Genomic DNA, 16,917 nt, shown 5'->3' with positions numbered 1-16,917 from the left:
ACCGGACATGGTTGAACTCGCTCTCCCCAAGAATTCTCAGATGCGCGAAGGCAAGGTCTGGCCGAAGCCGGCGGGTGCCAAGAACACCCGCGAATTCCGCGTCTACCGCTGGAGCCCGGACGATGGTCAGAACCCGTCGATCGATACCTTCTACATCGATGTCGACGATTGCGGGCCGATGGTGCTCGACGGTCTGCTCTACATCAAGAACAAGATCGACCCGACGCTGACGCTGCGCCGCTCCTGTCGCGAGGGCATTTGCGGCTCCTGCGCGATGAATATCGATGGCACGAACACGCTCGCCTGCACCAAGGGCCTCGACGATATCAAGGGTGCGGTGAAGATCTATCCGCTGCCGCATCTGCCCGTCGTCAAGGATCTGGTTCCGGACCTCACCAACTTCTATGCCCAGCATCGTTCGATCGAGCCATGGCTGAAGACGGTGTCGCCGGCGCCGGCCAAGGAGTGGAAGCAGAGCCACGAGGACCGGCAGAAGCTCGACGGCCTTTATGAATGCATCCTCTGCGCCTGCTGCTCGACCTCCTGTCCGAGCTACTGGTGGAACGGCGACCGCTATCTCGGTCCGGCCGTTCTGCTGCAGGCCTATCGCTGGCTGATCGATTCCAGAGACGAGGCGACCGGCGAGCGCCTCGACAATCTGGAGGATCCGTTCCGTCTCTATCGCTGCCACACGATCATGAACTGTGCGCAGACTTGTCCAAAGGGTCTTAACCCGGCCAAGGCAATCGCCGAAATCAAGAAGATGATGGTCGAGCGCCGGGTTTGATCAGCATGCATACCGATGGCGGAATCGACGGCTTCGATCCCGAAGCCGTCACAGAGATCAGGTCGCGGCTTGCCTCGGTGCGCGAACAGGGCATCCGCATCGGTTTTGCGATCGAAAGTGGCAGCCGCGCCTGGGGCTTTCCATCTCCCGACAGCGATTATGATTGTCGCTTTGTCTACATCCGTCCCGTCGAACATCATCTTGCTCTTGTTTCGGCGCGCGATGTCATCGAGTTCCCGATCATTGGCGATATCGATACAGGCGGCTGGGATCTCAGAAAGGCGTTGCGGCTCGCGCTCAAGGGAAACGCCGTGGTGGTTGAATGGCTGAAATCGCCGATCGCCTACGAAGAGGAAGCTGGTTTTCGCTCCCGTCTCGGCGCGTTTCTTGATCACGTCATGGTGCCGGAGAAGGTCGCTGCGCATTATGTCGGACTTATGCGGCGGCATTTTCAAAGCCATGGCGAAGACGTGATCAAGCTGAAGACGCTGCTCTATGCCCTGCGTCCGGCTATCGCGCTCGAATGGATGCGGCAGCGTTCATATCGCGTGCTGCCGCCGATGAATATGCTGGAATGCCTTGAGACGATCTCCATCGCGCCGGAACTTCGGGCGGCGATACTCGATCTCGTGCATGTCAAGAAGCAGACGCGCGAAATGGGTGTGGGCCTGCCACCGGCACTGGTGCAAGTGTTCCTGCAGGGTGCACTGGAGCGCTATTCCGAGACATTGCGCGAGTTCGACAGGGATCCTGACAGAGATGAACGCGGGCAACACCTTGCTGACAAATTCTATGTGCAGGAAGTTTTGCAGCGGGACAGTTGAACTGTATCGTTTTTCGGTTAGGTGTTGTCGCGGGCAATTTATGCCGCCCGACTTGATTAACCAAAGCGAATTACGATAATCGGACTTGTCTCACGCCCGTTTCTCTGCGGCGATGGCCGAATTCAGGAGTATGATGATGCAGTTGCGATATGCGATGACAGGTCTGGTGGTGGCTCTCGCGCTAGCCGGTTGTGATCGGACGGCATATAATTACAACTCCAGCTCAAACTCGGTGCCGACGCCGTTGACGGCGCAACCGGTGCCCTCCGTACAGGGCGGGCAGCTTCCGCCGCCGACCGGCAGCTCGCAGTTTCCGGCCGCACCAGCGTCGGCGTCGCCGATGCCGGGCGCTCAGCCTGGCGCAATGGCGGCGAATGCGCTCGATATCACCAAGGAATCGATGGTTGGAAGCTGGCGTGTCAACGGCAGCTGCGACATGTTCCTGACGCTCACCAATCTCGGCAGCGGTTCGCGCGGCGGCACGCGTGGCTGCGTCGGCGAGCTGACGGCGATGGGCTCCTGGGAGGTCGCCGGCAAGCAGGTGCTGCTCAAGGACCGCTCGGGCAACCAGCTCGGCAGCGTCTACAAGACGGCCGACAACCGCTTCCAGGGACAGACGAGCACGGGCCAGTCGATCAGCCTCAGTCGGTAAACTAACTGGCGTGGTAAACGAACCGGCGGGTCAGCGCCATTGACTGACAGGCGGATATGCGCTCATGCAACCAATGCCGGATTATGCGCTCAGCGTCTGCGAACAGCTTAAAGCGCTGACCGCATCGGGCGCCCTCCAGGTCGATTCTGCCCAATTGGACGTGGCAAAGAGCCTCGACCGGGTGCTCGCCGGGCTGAAGCAGCGGCTGCCGGCGGCAAAATCGAGCGCGCTCGGCTGGCTGTTTGCCGCCAAGAAGAAATCCACAGACGGCATCAAGGGGCTTTATATCCACGGCAGCGTCGGGCGCGGCAAGACCATGCTGATGGACATGTTCTTCGCGATGGCGCCGTGCAGGAAGAAGCGCCGGGCGCATTTCCACGAATTCATGGCGGATGTGCACAACCGCATCGCGGCGCACCGGCTGAAGCTCAAGAACGGCGAGACGAGACAGGCCGACCCGATGCCGCCGGTCGCCGCAGCGCTCTACGACGAGGCAGAACTGCTCTGCTTCGACGAGTTCACGGTCACCGACATCGCCGATGCGATGATCCTGTCGCGGCTGTTCTCCGAGCTTTTCGCGCGCGGATGCGTGTTGGTCGCGACCTCGAACGTCGAACCCGACAATCTCTACACGGATGGTCTCAATCGCAGCCTGTTCCTGCCCTTCGTCGCCCTGCTCAAGCAGCATGTCGATGTCGTCACCCTGGATTCGCCGACCGACTACCGGATGGAGAAGCTGAGCAGCCAGCCGGTCTATCTGGTGCCGATCAACGACCATAACGACATGGCGATGGATGCGTCCTGGACGCAGGCGCTGCATGGGCGCAAGGCGCAGCCGCTGGATATTCCGATGAAGGGGCGCCACATCCATGTGCCGCTCGCCGTCGACCGCATGGCGCGGTTCTCTTTCGCCGATCTCTGCGACAAGCCGCTCGGGGCAGTCGACTTCCTGGCGATCGCCGAGCGTTTCGATACGGTCTTCGTCGATCACATTCCCTTGCTCGGGCCGGAAAAGCGGAACCAGATCAAGCGGTTCATCATTATGGTCGATACGTTCTACGATCATGCCGTGCGGCTTTACATTTCCGCGGCGGCCATGCCGGAGGAACTGCTGCTGCAACGGCGGGGCATCGAGGGTTTCGAATTCGACCGCACGGCTTCGCGCCTGTTCGAGATGCGCAGCGCGGAATATCTTGCGCTGCACCATGAGAGACGCGCCGCAGAATAACGGTTCGGTGACAGAAGATCTTACGTTTACGTAAGGATTTTTGTATCTAAACGATTGAAAACGCTGCATCAAAAATAATGAATTGCCATTTTTAGGCTTTGGGTCTATGCGATTGCGTCATTGGGCGGTGCCTTGGCGTCCGTTCGACGAATTTGATCGCAAAGGAAACAGCGAAATGGCGCGTAACAAGATCGCACTCATTGGTTCTGGCATGATTGGTGGCACGCTGGCACACCTCGCCGGACTGAAGGAACTGGGCGACATCGTTCTCTTCGACATCGCAGACGGCATTCCCCAGGGCAAAGGTCTCGATATTTCCCAGTCGTCGCCGGTCGAAGGCTTCGACGTCAATCTGACGGGTGCCAGCGACTATTCCGCGATCGAGGGCGCTGACGTCTGCATCGTCACGGCAGGTGTGGCCCGCAAGCCCGGCATGAGCCGCGACGATCTTCTCGGCATCAACCTCAAGGTCATGGAGCAGGTCGGCGCCGGCATCAAGAAATATGCCCCGAACGCTTTCGTGATCTGCATCACCAATCCGCTCGACGCCATGGTCTGGGCGCTGCAGAAGTTTTCCGGCCTTCCCGCCAACAAGGTCGTCGGCATGGCCGGCGTTCTCGACTCCTCGCGCTTCCGCCTCTTCCTCGCCAAGGAATTCAACGTATCCGTCCAGGACGTCACGGCTTTCGTTCTCGGCGGCCACGGCGACACGATGGTGCCGCTCGCCCGCTACTCGACGGTTGGCGGCATTCCGCTCACCGACCTCGTCACCATGGGCTGGGTCACCAAGGAACGTCTCGAAGAGATCATCCAGCGCACCCGTGACGGCGGCGCCGAAATCGTCGGCCTGCTGAAGACCGGCTCGGCCTATTATGCGCCGGCCGCCTCGGCGATCGAGATGGCTGAATCCTACCTCAAGGACAAGAAGCGCGTGCTGCCCTGCGCTGCCCACCTCTCCGGTCAGTACGGCGTCAAGGACATGTATGTCGGCGTCCCCACCGTCATCGGCGCCGGCGGCGTCGAGCGCATCATCGAGATCGATCTCAACAAGACCGAGAAGGAAGCCTTCGACAAGTCCGTCGGCGCCGTCGCCGGTCTCTGCGAAGCCTGCATCAACATCGCGCCTGCCCTGAAGTGATTGGCGCTGAAGTAATCGAAATAGGGATACACCCATGAACATTCATGAATATCAGGCCAAGGCTCTGCTGAAGGGCTATGGCGCCCCGGTTGCCGAGGGTGTGGCTATTCTCAAGGTTGAAGAAGCCGAAGCTGCCGCCAAGTCGCTTCCCGGTCCGCTTTACGTGGTCAAGAGCCAGATCCATGCCGGCGGCCGCGGCAAGGGCAAGTTCAAGGAGCTGTCGCCGGAAGCCAAGGGCGGCGTGCGTCTCGCCAAGTCGATCGACGAAGTCGTCGCCCATGCCAAGGAAATGCTGGGCAACACGCTGGTGACTGCCCAGACCGGCGAAGCCGGCAAGCAGGTCAACCGCCTTTACATCGAAGACGGCGCCGACATCGCTCGCGAGCTTTATTGCTCGCTGCTGGTCGACCGCTCGGTCGGTCGCGTGGCTTTCGTGGTCTCCACCGAAGGCGGCATGGATATCGAAGCCGTCGCCCACGATACGCCCGAAAAGATCCAGACGATCGCCATCGATCCGGAAGCCGGCGTGACGGCGGCCGACGTTGCTGCAATCTCCAAGGCTCTCCAGCTCGACGGCGCTGCCGCCGAAGACGCCAAGGCGCTTTTCCCGGCGCTCTACAAGGCCTTTGGCGAGAAGGACATGGCTCTGCTGGAGGTCAATCCGCTGATCGTCATGAAGGATGGCCATCTGCGCGTCCTCGATGCCAAAATGTCTTTCGACGGCAATGCGCTCTTCCGTCACGACGACGTCAAGGCGCTGCGCGACGAGACCGAAGAAGACGCCAAGGAAATCGAGGCCTCGAAGTGGGACCTCGCCTATGTCGCGCTCGACGGCAATATCGGCTGCATGGTCAACGGCGCAGGCCTTGCCATGGCAACGATGGACATCATCAAGCTCTACGGCAAGGAGCCGGCTAACTTCTGCGACGTCGGCGGCGGTGCCGGCAAGGAGAAGGTTGCTGCTGCTTTCAAAATCATTACCGCAGACCCCAAGGTCGAAGGCATTCTCGTCAACATCTTCGGCGGCATCATGAAGTGCGATGTCATTGCCGAGGGCGTGATTGCCGCGGTCAAGGAAGTCGGCCTCAAGGTTCCACTCGTCGTGCGCCTTGAAGGCACCAATGTCGAACTCGGCAAGAAGATCCTGAACGAGTCGGGTCTGGCGATCACGGCGGCTGACGACTTGGACGATGCAGCCAAGAAGATCGTCGCGGCGATCAACGGCTGATCATGACCTTCCAGTCCACGCCCTCCGCTGCTCATTTCCGCCTCAACGCCTTCGCCGGCGTATGGGAAGGGGACGAGCGTGTCGCGGCGTCGGCGTGGACGAGTGAAGGCAAGGCCAGTGCTGACTTTTCCGGTGAGGCGTTGTTCGGAGGGTTCTTTCTCGAGCAGCGCTACCGCCAGACGCGCGATGGTACTGTTTCGTTCGAGGCGCGAAATGTTTTCGGCTTCGATGCTTCGGACCAGACCTATAAACTCTATCAGTTCGACACCGCAGGTTTTGCGCCGCCCGTGCCGGCGTCCGGCGAGTGGAACGGCAATGAGCTTGTGCTGATGAAGACTTCGCCGCGCGGCAGCCAGCGCACCGTATTCACATTTGAAAATGAAGACTGCTACCGGATGGGCGTCAGCTTTTCGCCTGCAGGCAGCGATACTTGGCAGGAGGTCGTCAGCGGCGTCTATCGTCGCGCGTCCTCCACGTCTTCCAACCTCTCCTAAACAAAGGCCTCGCATGTCCATTCTCGTCAACAAAGACACCAAGGTTCTCGTTCAGGGCCTAACCGGCAAGACCGGCACGTTCCACACCGAACAGGCGCTCGCTTATTACGGCACCCAGATGGTCGGCGGTATCCACCCGAAGAAGGGCGGCGAAACCTGGACCGGCGCAAAGGGCGAAAACCTGCCGATCTTCGCAACCGTTGCCGAAGGCAAGGAAAAGACCGGCGCCAACGCGACCGTCATCTATGTTCCGCCGGCAGGAGCCGCCGACGCGATTATCGAGGCGATCGACGCCGAGATCCCGTTCATCACCTGCATCACCGAAGGTATTCCGGTCATGGACATGGTGCGGGTCAAGGCTCGCCTCGACCGCTCCAAGTCGCGCCTGCTCGGCCCCAACTGCCCGGGCATCCTGACGCCGGAAGAATGCAAGATCGGCATCATGCCGGGCTCGATCTTCCGCAAGGGTTCGGTCGGTATCGTTTCCCGCTCGGGCACGCTGACCTATGAAGCCGTGTTCCAGACCTCCAATGAAGGTCTCGGCCAGACGACGGCCGTCGGCATCGGCGGCGACCCGGTCAAGGGCACCGAGTTCATCGACGTCCTGGAAATGTTCCTGGCCGACGAAGCCACCCACTCGATCATCATGATCGGCGAAATCGGCGGTGCGGCTGAAGAAGACGCAGCGCAGTTCCTCAAGGACGAAGCCAAGAAGGGCCGCAAGAAGCCGATGGCTGGCTTTATTGCCGGGCGTACGGCCCCGAAGGGCCGCACCATGGGCCATGCCGGCGCTGTGGTTTCCGGCGGCAAGGGCGATGCGGAATCGAAGATCGCAGCGATGGAATCGGCAGGCATCAAGGTGTCGCCATCCCCGGCCCGCCTAGGCAAGACGCTGGTTGAAGTCCTCAAGGGCTAAGCCACCTATAGACCGGGCGGAGGAACGGCATCTGCGCCTTCCGCCCGGCCTCGACAATACGAAACCAGCAGATGCGCCGCGGACAGGCGGCAATGGAATGCGGCAGCCGGCCATCAAGCCGGCAAATTCATCAAAGTCAGGAGGCGGACGGAAGCGTCCGCATATCACCATGGCACGGCAAGAAGCCAACGAGCAGTTTCAGATCACCTCGTTTCTGGATGGCGCCAACGCTGCCTATATCGAGCAGCTTTATGCGCGATATGAAGAGGACCCGGCATCGGTCGACGATCAGTGGCGGTCCTTCTTCAAGGCGCTGGAGGAGGATCCCAGCGATGTGAAGAGGGCGGCCAAGGGCGCTTCCTGGCGCAAGAAGAACTGGCCGATTCCGGCCGGCGGCGATCTGGTATCGGCTCTCGATGGCGACTGGGGCATCGTCGAGAAGGTGATCGAGACCAAGGTCAAGGCCAAGGCCGAAGCTCAGGGCAAGCCTGCCGATAGCACCGAGGTGCTGCAGGCGACGCGCGATTCCGTGCGCGCGATCATGATGATCCGCGCTTACCGCATGCGTGGCCACCTGCATGCCAAGCTCGACCCGCTCGGCATCGCCGCTCCCGTTGATGACTATCACGAACTTTCGCCGGAGAATTACGGTTTCACGGCCGCCGATTACGATCGCAAGATCTTCATCGACAACGTGCTCGGCTTGGAATACGCGACCATCCGCGAGATGATCGAAATCCTCGAGCGCACCTATTGCTCGACGCTCGGCGTCGAATTCATGCATATCTCCAACCCGGAAGAAAAGGCCTGGATCCAGGAGCGCATCGAAGGACCGGACAAGGGTGTGGCCTTCACGCCGGAAGGCAAAAAGGCGATCCTTGCCAAGCTCGTGGAAGCCGAAGGCTACGAACAGTTCCTCGACGTCAAGTTCAAGGGCACGAAGCGTTTCGGTCTCGACGGCGGCGAATCGCTGATCCCGGCGCTGGAACAGATCCTCAAGCGTGGCGGCCATCTCGGCCTCAAGGAAGCCGTGTTCGGCATGGCCCATCGCGGCCGCCTGAACGTGCTCTCCCAGGTCATGGGCAAGCCGCACCGGGCGATCTTCCACGAGTTCAAGGGCGGCTCGGCCGCTCCCGACGAGGTCGAGGGCTCAGGCGACGTCAAGTACCATCTCGGCGCCTCCTCCGACCGCGAATTCGATGGCAACAAGATCCACGTTTCGCTGACGGCGAACCCGTCGCATCTCGAAATCGTCGATCCCGTCGTCATGGGCAAGGCCCGCGCCAAGCAGGATATGAACGCCACCGTCTGGGACGGCGACATCATCCCGCTTTCCGAGCGCGCCAAGGTGCTGCCGCTGCTGATCCATGGCGACGCGGCCTTTGCCGGCCAGGGTGTCATTGCCGAAATCCTCGGCCTTTCCGGTCTGCGCGGTCACCGCGTCGCCGGCACCATGCATGTGATCATCAATAACCAGATCGGCTTCACCACCAACCCGGCCTTCTCGCGCTCGTCGCCTTATCCGTCCGACGTCGCCAAGATGATCGAGGCGCCGATCCTGCACGTCAACGGCGACGATCCGGAAGCGGTGGTCTATGGGGCCAAGATCGCCACCGAATTCCGCATGAAGTTCCACAAGCCCGTTGTGCTCGACCTGTTCTGCTACCGCCGCTACGGCCACAATGAAGGCGACGAACCGTCCTTCACGCAGCCGAAGATGTACAAGGTGATCCGCGCCCATAAGACCGTGCTGCAGCTCTATGCGGCCCGCCTCGTCGCCGAGGGCCTGCTCACGGACGGCGAAGTCGAGAAGATGAAGGCCGATTGGCGCCTCCATCTCGAACAGGAATTCGAGGCCGGCCAGCAGTACAAGCCGAACAAGGCCGACTGGCTTGATGGTGAGTGGTCGGGCCTGCGCACGGCCGACAATGCCGACGAGCAGCGCCGCGGCAAGACCGCCGTGCCGATGAAGACGCTGAAGGAGATCGGCCGCAAGCTCTCGGAGATCCCGGCGGGCTTCAATGCGCACCGGACGATCCAGCGCTTCATGGAAAACCGCGCCAATATGATCGCCACCGGCGAGGGTATCGACTGGGCGATGGCTGAAGCGCTGTCCTTCGGTGCGCTCTGCGTCGAAGGCAGCAAGATCCGCCTCTCGGGTCAGGATTGTGAGCGCGGCACCTTCTCGCAGCGCCACTCCGTTCTCTACGACCAGGAAACCGAAGAGCGCTACATCCCGCTCGCCAATCTTTCGCCTACGCAGGGGCGCTACGAAGTCATCAATTCGATGCTTTCGGAGGAGGCCGTGCTTGGTTTCGAATACGGCTATTCGCTTGCCCGCCCGAATGCGCTGACGCTCTGGGAAGCGCAGTTCGGGGATTTCGCCAACGGCGCGCAGGTGGTCTTCGACCAGTTCATCTCGTCGGGCGAACGCAAATGGTTGCGCATGTCGGGCCTCGTCTGCCTGCTGCCGCACGGCTATGAGGGCCAGGGTCCTGAACACTCCTCGGCCCGCCTCGAGCGTTTCCTGCAGCTTTGCGCGGAAGACAACATGCAGGTCGCCAACGTCACGACGCCGGCGAACTACTTCCACATTCTGCGCCGGCAGCTGAAGCGCGACTTCCGCAAGCCGCTGATCCTGATGACGCCGAAGTCGCTGCTGCGCCACAAGCGGGCGGTCTCGACGCTTGCCGAAATGGCCGGCGAATCTGCCTTCCATCGCCTGCTCTGGGACGATGCCGAAGTGATCAAGGACGGCCCGATCAAGCTGCAGAAGGACAACAAGATCCGCCGCGTCGTCATGTGCTCCGGCAAGGTCTATTACGATCTTCTCGAAGAGCGTGAAAAGCGCGGCATCGACGACGTCTATCTCTTACGCGTCGAGCAGCTCTATCCGTTCCCAGCAAAGGCGCTGATCAACGAGCTGTCGCGCTTCCGCAATGCCGAGATGGTCTGGTGCCAGGAAGAGCCGAAGAACATGGGCGCATGGTCGTTCATCGACCCCTTCCTCGAATGGGTGCTCGCCCATATCGACGCGAAGTACCAGCGCGTCCGCTATACCGGCCGTCCGGCCGCCGCCTCGCCGGCGACGGGCCTGATGTCCAAGCATCTGTCGCAGCTCGCCGCATTCCTCGAGGATGCATTGGGCGGTTAAAACAAGGGGGGGCGCAATGGCTTATTTCTTTCTGAGATTACAGCCGCCGCGCCCCACTTTCCCGCATGACGGGACCGGGGAGGAAATGGCGGCGATGAAACGCCATGCCGAATACTGGCATCGGAACGCCCTTGCGGGATCGGCAATCGTCGTCGGCCCGGTCTTCGAGGGTGAAGGCGCCTGGGGCATGGCGATCGTCGAAGTCGAGGATCAAGCAGCGGCACAGCTTCTTGCCGACGGCGATCCTATCATCGCTTCCGGTTTCGGTTTCCGCTTCGATATCCTGCCGATGCCCTCGATCATCTCGCGGCCGCCCGCCGTCTGAAACGCATAAACGAAAACACACGAAATCAGGATCTGAACAATGGCCACAGAAATCCGCGTTCCAACTCTCGGTGAATCCGTCAGCGAGGCAACCGTCGGCACCTGGTTCAAGAAGGTCGGCGACGCCATCAAGGTCGACGAGCCGATTCTCGAGCTTGAAACCGACAAGGTGACCATCGAAGTTCCGGCACCGGCCTCCGGCACGCTTTCGGAAATCGTCGTTGCTGCCGGCGAGACCGTCGGCCTCGGCGCGCTGCTCGGCCAGATCGCCGAAGGTGCTGCCGCTGTGGCCGCGCCGGCTGCTGCCGCACCGGCCGCCGCGCCTGCCCGGCCAGCCCCGGCGGCGGCTGCCCAGCCAGCGCCAGTTGCCGCCGCTGCTGCGTCGTCGTCGAGCGCCTCCGTCTCCACCATGCCGCCGGCCCCGGCGGCTTCGAAGATGCTTGCCGAAAACAATCTTTCCGCTGATCAGATCGACGGTAGCGGCAAGCGCGGCCAGGTGCTGAAGGGCGACGTCATCGCCGCCGTCGCCAAGGGCATTTCCGCTCCGGCGGCCGCACCCGCGGCAACGCCTGCCGCCGCGCGCGGCCCGTCGACGGTCGAGGATGCCTCGCGCGAAGAGCGCGTGAAGATGACGCGCCTGCGGCAGACGATCGCCAAGCGCCTCAAGGACGCGCAGAACACCGCCGCCATGCTGACCACCTACAACGAGGTGGACATGAAGGCAGTCATGGATCTGCGCAACAAGTACAAGGACATTTTCGAGAAGAAGCATGGCGTCAAGCTCGGCTTCATGGGCTTCTTCACCAAGGCGGTGACGCATGCATTGAAGGAATTGCCGGCTGTCAACGCCGAAATCGACGGCACCGACGTCATCTACAAGAACTACTGCCATGTCGGCATGGCCGTCGGCACGGACAAAGGTCTCGTCGTTCCTGTCATCCGTGACGCCGACCAGATGTCGATCGCCGAAATCGAGAAGGAGCTCGGCCGTCTTGCCAAGGCGGCCCGTGATGGCTCGCTGTCCATGGCCGACATGCAGGGCGGCACCTTCACCATCACCAATGGCGGCGTCTACGGTTCGCTGATGTCTTCGCCGATCCTCAACGCGCCGCAGTCCGGCATTCTCGGCATGCACAAGATCCAGGAGCGGCCGGTTGCGATCGGCGGCCAGGTGGTCATTCGCCCGATGATGTATCTGGCGCTGTCCTACGATCACCGCATCGTCGACGGCAAGGAAGCGGTCACCTTCCTCGTGCGCGTCAAGGAAAGCCTGGAAGATCCGGAACGTCTGGTTCTCGATCTCTAGAGTATTTCCGTTTTTCTTCCAATCACGGAAATACTCTAACTATTTGTTTTCACGCAATTCCGAACGCAAAACCGCTGCACACTTTTGCTGGAATTGCTCAAGGGGAGCGCTTTCGATGCGGAACCGGATCATGCGAGCGGCGCGCCTTCTTCTTTGCGCTGCCGCCGCGCATGTCCCAGTCTCCGCATCGGCTGCCTTATGCGCTGCATCGGCCGGTCGCGGGCAAGAAAGGCAATGTCACGGCGTTCTGGAGCGGCTGGGGCGACGGTTTTTATCCGGTCTTCTGGGGACTAGACAAGGATGGCCACACGCTGGTGTTGCTGACGGATTTCAGCGTCGGGAATGCCGACGGGCGGAAGGAGCCGAAGCTGTAATGAGCGGAAGGATCGTGATCTCGACGAGACGGAGAGGCGTGGTTGCAATCGCAGCCGTTGCATTTTTCGGCGTTCCGGCGTCCACGTTCGGTGCGGCATGCAAGCAGGAACGGGCGGTCTACCTCGATCGTGACGGTGCCTATGAATTGCGCTTTGCGCCGCTGAATTCTCCATCGGCCGCCGCCAGCAACCAGTTCAAGGTCAGCGCGCTCAAGACATCCGTCGTGATGGACGGTTATGTCATGCCCTCGGAAGATCCGGTGCGCGCCATCGGCATCCTGATGTTCAACTGCCCCGAGGGGGATGCGACCGGCGCCGATCTCGATGCCTGCACGGTGTGGCAGGGCGCCGTCTATGGCATGGATGCCGATGGCGAGATGGACAATCTGCAACCGGATGGTGCTGAGGCAGCCGAGAAGCTCGTGCTTCCCGGCCTTGGTCCCGCCATCCGCGAATCCAGCGCTTGGGGCGAGGGCAAGGCCGTGGTGGCACCCTGGGACGTGCTGACATTTAAGGAGTGTGCGACATGAGCGATGCACCTGTGGTTCTGATTACCGGCGGAAGCCGGGGTATCGGCGCCGCGGCTTCACGGCTCGCCGCGCGCCAGGGCTGGCGTGTCGCGGTGAACTACGCCGCCAACCCTCAAGCCGCGGATGCCGTCGTGGCTGCGATTGTCGAGGATGGCGGCGAGGCCGTGGCGATCCAGGGCGATGTCGGCAAGGCTGCGGATATTGTCTCGATGTTTACGGCGGTCGACCAGCATTTCGGCCGGCTCGACGGGCTCGTCAACAATGCAGGCATCGTCGATTATCCCAAACGCGTCGACGAGATGTCGGTAGAGCGGATCGAGCGCATGCTGCGCGTCAATGTGACCGGGTCGATCCTCTGCGCCGCAGAGGCCATACGTCGCATGTCGAGCCGGCATGGCGGGAAGGGCGGGGCGATCGTCAACATCTCTTCGATGGCGGCGGTCCTCGGTTCGGCGACGCAGTATGTCGATTATGCCGCCTCGAAGGCGGCGATCGATACGTTCACCGTCGGGCTGGCCCGCGAGGTCGCAGCCGAGGGTATCCGGGTGAATGCGATAAGGCCCGGCGTCATCGAAACCGACCTTCATGCCTCCGGCGGCCTGCCGGATCGGCCGCGAGAGCTGGCGCCGTCAATCCCGATGCAGCGCGCGGGCACGCCCGAGGAGGTGGCCGATGCGATCCTCTATCTTCTGTCGCCTTCGGCCTCCTATATCACCGGCGCGATCCTCAATGTGAGCGGCGGCCGCTAGAACGACTGGGAAAACAGCTGCAATATATTCTCGAGTTCCTCGGCCTGATGTCGCACGCGGCCGATTAAACGAAATCCAAAGGGAAAGAAGCAATGTCCTACGATGTGATCATTATCGGAACCGGCCCGGGTGGCTATGTCTGTGCCGTCAAGGCGGCCCAGCTTGGCCTCAAGGTCGCCGTCGTTGAAAAGCGGGCGACCTATGGTGGCACCTGCCTGAACGTCGGCTGCATTCCGTCGAAGGCGCTGCTGCATGCCTCCGAAATGTTCCATCAGGCCGGCCACGGGATGAGCGCACTCGGTATCGACGTCCCGGCGCCGACGCTCAATCTCGGCAATATGATGGCCCACAAGGATGCGACGGTGAAGTCGAATGTCGACGGCGTCGCCTTCCTCTTCAAGAAGAACAAGATCGATGCCTTCCAAGGTGCCGGCAAGATCGTCTCGGCCGGCAAGGTCTCCGTCACCGCCGACGACGGCAAGGTGCAGGAGATCGAAAGCAAGAACATCGTCATCGCCACCGGCTCCGACGTCGCCGGCATTCCCGGCGTGCAGGTCGAGATCGACGAAAAGACCATCATCTCGTCCACCGGCGGCATCGCACTGGAGAAGGTGCCGGAAACGCTGATCGTCGTCGGCGGCGGCGTCATCGGCCTCGAGCTCGGTTCCGTCTGGTCGCGCCTCGGCGCCAAAGTCACCGTCGTCGAATATCTCGACACCATCCTTGGCGGCATGGACGGCGAGGTCTCCAAGCAATTCCAGCGCATGCTGGCCAAGCAGGGCATCGAATTCAATCTCAGCTCCAAGGTTACCGGCGTCGAAAAGGGCGACAAGGGCGCCAAGGTCACTTTCGAGCCCGTCAAGGGCGGCGACAAGGTGACGCTCGACGCCGAGGTCGTGCTGATCGCCACCGGCCGCAACCCCTATACGGCCGGTCTTGGCCTCGAAGAAGCCGGTGTGACGCTCGACAACCGCGGCCGTGTCGAGATCGACGGTCACTTCAAGACCAATGTCGCAGGCATCTATGCGATCGGCGATGTGGTCAAGGGTCCGATGCTGGCGCACAAGGCGGAAGACGAGGGCGTGGCGCTTGCCGAAATCCTCGCCGGACAGCATGGCCATGTGAACTACGAGGTCATTCCGAGCGTCGTCTACACCCAGCCGGAAATCGCTTCCGTCGGCAAGACCGAGGAAGAGCTGAAGGCGGCAGGCGTCGCCTACAAGGTCGGCAAGTTCCCTTTCACGGCGAACGGCCGGGCGCGCGCGATGCTGGCAACGGACGGCTTCGTCAAGATCCTTGCTGACAAGGAAACCGACCGGGTGCTCGGCGGCCATGTCGTCGGCTTCGGCGCCGGCGAGATGATCCACGAGATCGCCGTGCTGATGGAGTTCGGCGGTTCGTCGGAAGATCTGGGCCGTACCTGCCACGCGCATCCGACAATGTCGGAAGCGGTAAAAGAGGCTGCGCTCGCAACCTTCTTCAAGCCGATCCATATGTAATCTTACATATTCGTAACAAAGCATATGGCCGCTTGCCGGAAGGCAGGCGGCTGTTTTAGTTGTTGCGTATCGTTGAGTTCAGCATCCCTTGAAGGTCTAGAAATGCAGCAGCCGTCCATCATGAGTTACAGCCTGAGCCAGCGTTTTCTTCACTGGGCCATAGCGCTGCTGATCTTCTTCAACCTGCTGTTTCCCGATGGCATGAATATCTGGCATCGCCTCATGCGCAGGGGCCAGGTGCCGACGCCCGAGCAGATTTCATCGGCAAATATCCATGCCTATGTCGGCATCGCCGTTCTGGTGCTTGCTGCGCTCAGGCTCGGGTTGCGTTTTACCAAGGGCGTTCCGGATGAGATCGCGCAGGAGCCGGCGATCTTCCGTCTTGCAGCAAGGCTTGCCCATGCCGGCCTTTACATCCTGATCTTCGCGATGCCGCTTTCCGGCATCGCCGCCTACTATTTCGGTATCGATGCCGCCGGTTCGTTCCACGCGGATGTGCTGAAAATCATTCTCTGGGCGCTGATCGCGGCGCATGTCGCCGGCGCCCTCGTCCATCAGTTCTATTGGAAAAGCAATGTTCTGCGCCGCATGACGCTCGGCTGAGCGCCGACGGGCTCAGTTTACCGCGGTCACGGTGAAGCCCTGCTGGCGCAGCAGCTCGATAACGCCTTCCTTGCCGGGCAGGTGCAGGGCGCCGACGGCCATGAAGACGTTGCCGCCGTCGAGAATGGGCGCGGCGCGCTCGGCCATCACCTTGTTGCGGTCGAGGATGACGCGCTGTTCGAAGGCGGCATAATCGCTGTTTTCGCCTTCCTCCTCCGGTGTCACGGTTTTCAGCATCGGCATGGTCATGCCGATATCGCCGGAGAGGTAGAGGTCGGTCATCGTCTCGACGACATCGCTCATCTTGTCGCCGAGTTCCAGCGTCTCGATCAGCGATTTCAGATGGAATTCGACCGGCAGATCGGCCATGGCCTGGATCTGTTCGGCAAGCGTCTCCAGCCCCTTGACCTGCTTGCCCTGAGCAACGGCGTCGGTGGCGATCTTCTGGTCGAGGAACTGCCCGCCTTTCGCCTTACGGGCGATTTCGCAGGCCGGAAGCGCGACGGCGCTGGAAATCATCCAGGGCCGCATCCGGGAAACGGCGCTGATCGGGATGCCGCGCTGTTTGAGGCCGGTCTCGAGGCGCTTGTAGTCCTCGGGGGAGAGCAGCTTATCGATCGTCGTGCCGTCGATGAACATCGTCAGCTCTGGCTTTGCGAGCAGGGCGGCGGTCGCCTTCCGCTCATCGAGGATCTCGTCGGATTCGATGATGATGGTGTCGGCGGCGTCATGGGCTGCCTGGGCGCGCGGCGGCAGGGCAAGCACGCGCGGATCGGTGACATGCATGCTGCCGAGCAGCCACGAGGGTGCAAGTCCCGGCTTCTCGATCTTCCAGAAGATGCCCTTGCCGTTCGGCGTGGCTTCGGCTTCCTTCAGCGCCTCGGCATAGCGGGCAGGGTCGCTCTGCTGCAGTTCGACCATCAGGTTGCGGCCGGTGCAGGCGACATCTTCGGCCGCCGCCGGCCTTGCCGTCAGGAAGGCGGCAAACAGGGCGGCAAGAAGCAGCATGTGAAAGGCCGCAATCAGCCAGAGCAACAGATTGGCCGGCACTGCGAGGTAAGACGTCCGGCGGCCGATTGATGTCGTCATGATGGGTGTTCCGATCACATGC

The 16,917-nt window shown here is 61.5% G+C and carries 16 protein-coding genes and 1 pseudogene; 16 read left to right on the top strand and 1 reads right to left on the bottom strand.

Annotated elements, in window-relative coordinates; genetic code table 11:
- Positions 1-7: 7 nt before the first annotated feature.
- The 16 genes and pseudogenes from N2600_RS21065 (at position 8) to N2600_RS20990 (ending at position 15,806) form a co-directional block, all read left to right on the top strand.
- The gene (locus tag N2600_RS21065; protein WP_003567268.1) at positions 8-787 is read left to right on the top strand and encodes a succinate dehydrogenase iron-sulfur subunit; all 780 of its coding nucleotides are present in this window, start codon (positions 8-10) and stop codon (positions 785-787) included.
- A 5-nt stretch (positions 788-792) separates the two neighbouring features.
- The gene (locus N2600_RS21060) at positions 793-1,611 is read left to right on the top strand and encodes a nucleotidyltransferase domain-containing protein (RefSeq protein WP_162116927.1); all 819 of its coding nucleotides are present in this window, start codon (positions 793-795) and stop codon (positions 1,609-1,611) included.
- Between the two features lie 136 nt (positions 1,612-1,747).
- Entirely contained in the window at positions 1,748-2,263 is a 516-nt protein-coding gene (locus tag N2600_RS21055; protein ID WP_026154363.1) for a protease inhibitor Inh/omp19 family protein, read from the top strand.
- Positions 2,264-2,327: 64 nt separating this feature from the next.
- Positions 2,328-3,491 (top strand): cell division protein ZapE, encoded by a 1,164-nt coding sequence (zapE, locus tag N2600_RS21050; RefSeq protein ID WP_260297306.1) that lies wholly within the window; start codon positions 2,328-2,330, stop codon positions 3,489-3,491.
- A gap of 175 nt (positions 3,492-3,666) precedes the next feature.
- Positions 3,667-4,629: a malate dehydrogenase gene (mdh, locus tag N2600_RS21045; RefSeq protein WP_003543522.1), complete on the top strand. Its 963-nt coding sequence runs from the start codon at positions 3,667-3,669 to the stop codon at positions 4,627-4,629.
- A gap of 34 nt (positions 4,630-4,663) precedes the next feature.
- Entirely contained in the window at positions 4,664-5,857 is a 1,194-nt protein-coding gene (gene sucC, locus N2600_RS21040; RefSeq protein ID WP_017966254.1) for an ADP-forming succinate--CoA ligase subunit beta, read from the top strand.
- Between the two features lie 2 nt (positions 5,858-5,859).
- A complete protein-coding gene (locus N2600_RS21035; protein WP_260109620.1) occupies positions 5,860-6,351 on the top strand; it encodes a DUF1579 domain-containing protein in 492 nt (163 codons plus the stop codon).
- 13 nt (positions 6,352-6,364) lie between these two features.
- The gene (gene sucD / locus N2600_RS21030) at positions 6,365-7,267 is read left to right on the top strand and encodes a succinate--CoA ligase subunit alpha (RefSeq protein WP_260109619.1); all 903 of its coding nucleotides are present in this window, start codon (positions 6,365-6,367) and stop codon (positions 7,265-7,267) included.
- A 169-nt stretch (positions 7,268-7,436) separates the two neighbouring features.
- Complete coding sequence (locus tag N2600_RS21025; protein WP_026154364.1) at positions 7,437-10,421, top strand: 2-oxoglutarate dehydrogenase E1 component; 2,985 nt, start codon at positions 7,437-7,439, stop codon at positions 10,419-10,421.
- A gap of 16 nt (positions 10,422-10,437) precedes the next feature.
- Positions 10,438-10,746 (top strand): YciI family protein, encoded by a 309-nt coding sequence (locus tag N2600_RS21020; protein ID WP_017966258.1) that lies wholly within the window; start codon positions 10,438-10,440, stop codon positions 10,744-10,746.
- 39 nt (positions 10,747-10,785) lie between these two features.
- Positions 10,786-12,051, top strand: a complete 1,266-nt coding sequence (gene odhB / locus N2600_RS21015; protein ID WP_260297305.1) for a 2-oxoglutarate dehydrogenase complex dihydrolipoyllysine-residue succinyltransferase — start codon at positions 10,786-10,788, stop codon at positions 12,049-12,051.
- A 197-nt stretch (positions 12,052-12,248) separates the two neighbouring features.
- A pseudogene (locus tag N2600_RS21010) lies at positions 12,249-12,425 on the top strand (DUF4241 domain-containing protein); the annotation flags it as partial.
- Positions 12,425-12,955: a hypothetical protein gene (locus N2600_RS21005; protein WP_260297303.1), complete on the top strand. Its 531-nt coding sequence runs from the start codon at positions 12,425-12,427 to the stop codon at positions 12,953-12,955. The pseudogene N2600_RS21010 and the gene N2600_RS21005, both read left to right, overlap by 1 nt.
- A complete protein-coding gene (locus N2600_RS21000) occupies positions 12,952-13,704 on the top strand; it encodes an SDR family oxidoreductase (protein WP_260109615.1) in 753 nt (250 codons plus the stop codon). The genes N2600_RS21005 and N2600_RS21000 overlap by 4 nt, the downstream gene beginning before the upstream one ends.
- Positions 13,705-13,796: 92 nt before the next feature.
- Positions 13,797-15,203, top strand: a complete 1,407-nt coding sequence (gene lpdA / locus N2600_RS20995) for a dihydrolipoyl dehydrogenase (protein WP_260297302.1) — start codon at positions 13,797-13,799, stop codon at positions 15,201-15,203.
- Positions 15,204-15,305: 102 nt separating this feature from the next.
- Positions 15,306-15,806, top strand: a complete 501-nt coding sequence (locus N2600_RS20990; protein ID WP_260297301.1) for a cytochrome b — start codon at positions 15,306-15,308, stop codon at positions 15,804-15,806.
- 12 nt (positions 15,807-15,818) lie between these two features.
- On the opposite strand, the gene N2600_RS20985 is transcribed toward N2600_RS20990, so the two are convergent.
- Positions 15,819-16,895 carry a TraB/GumN family protein gene (locus tag N2600_RS20985; RefSeq protein ID WP_222384482.1) on the bottom strand — a complete coding sequence of 359 codons (1,077 nt, stop codon included), beginning with the start codon at positions 16,893-16,895 and terminating at the stop codon, positions 15,819-15,821.
- Between the last annotated feature and the right edge of the window lie 22 nt (positions 16,896-16,917).

It is taken from the genome of Rhizobium sp. WSM1274 (assembly GCF_025200775.1).
GTDB classification, from domain to species: Bacteria; Pseudomonadota; Alphaproteobacteria; order Rhizobiales; family Rhizobiaceae; genus Rhizobium; species Rhizobium leguminosarum_I.
Note: the sequence above shows the minus strand (reverse complement) of the source record. Positions and strands in the feature narration are given on the sequence as shown.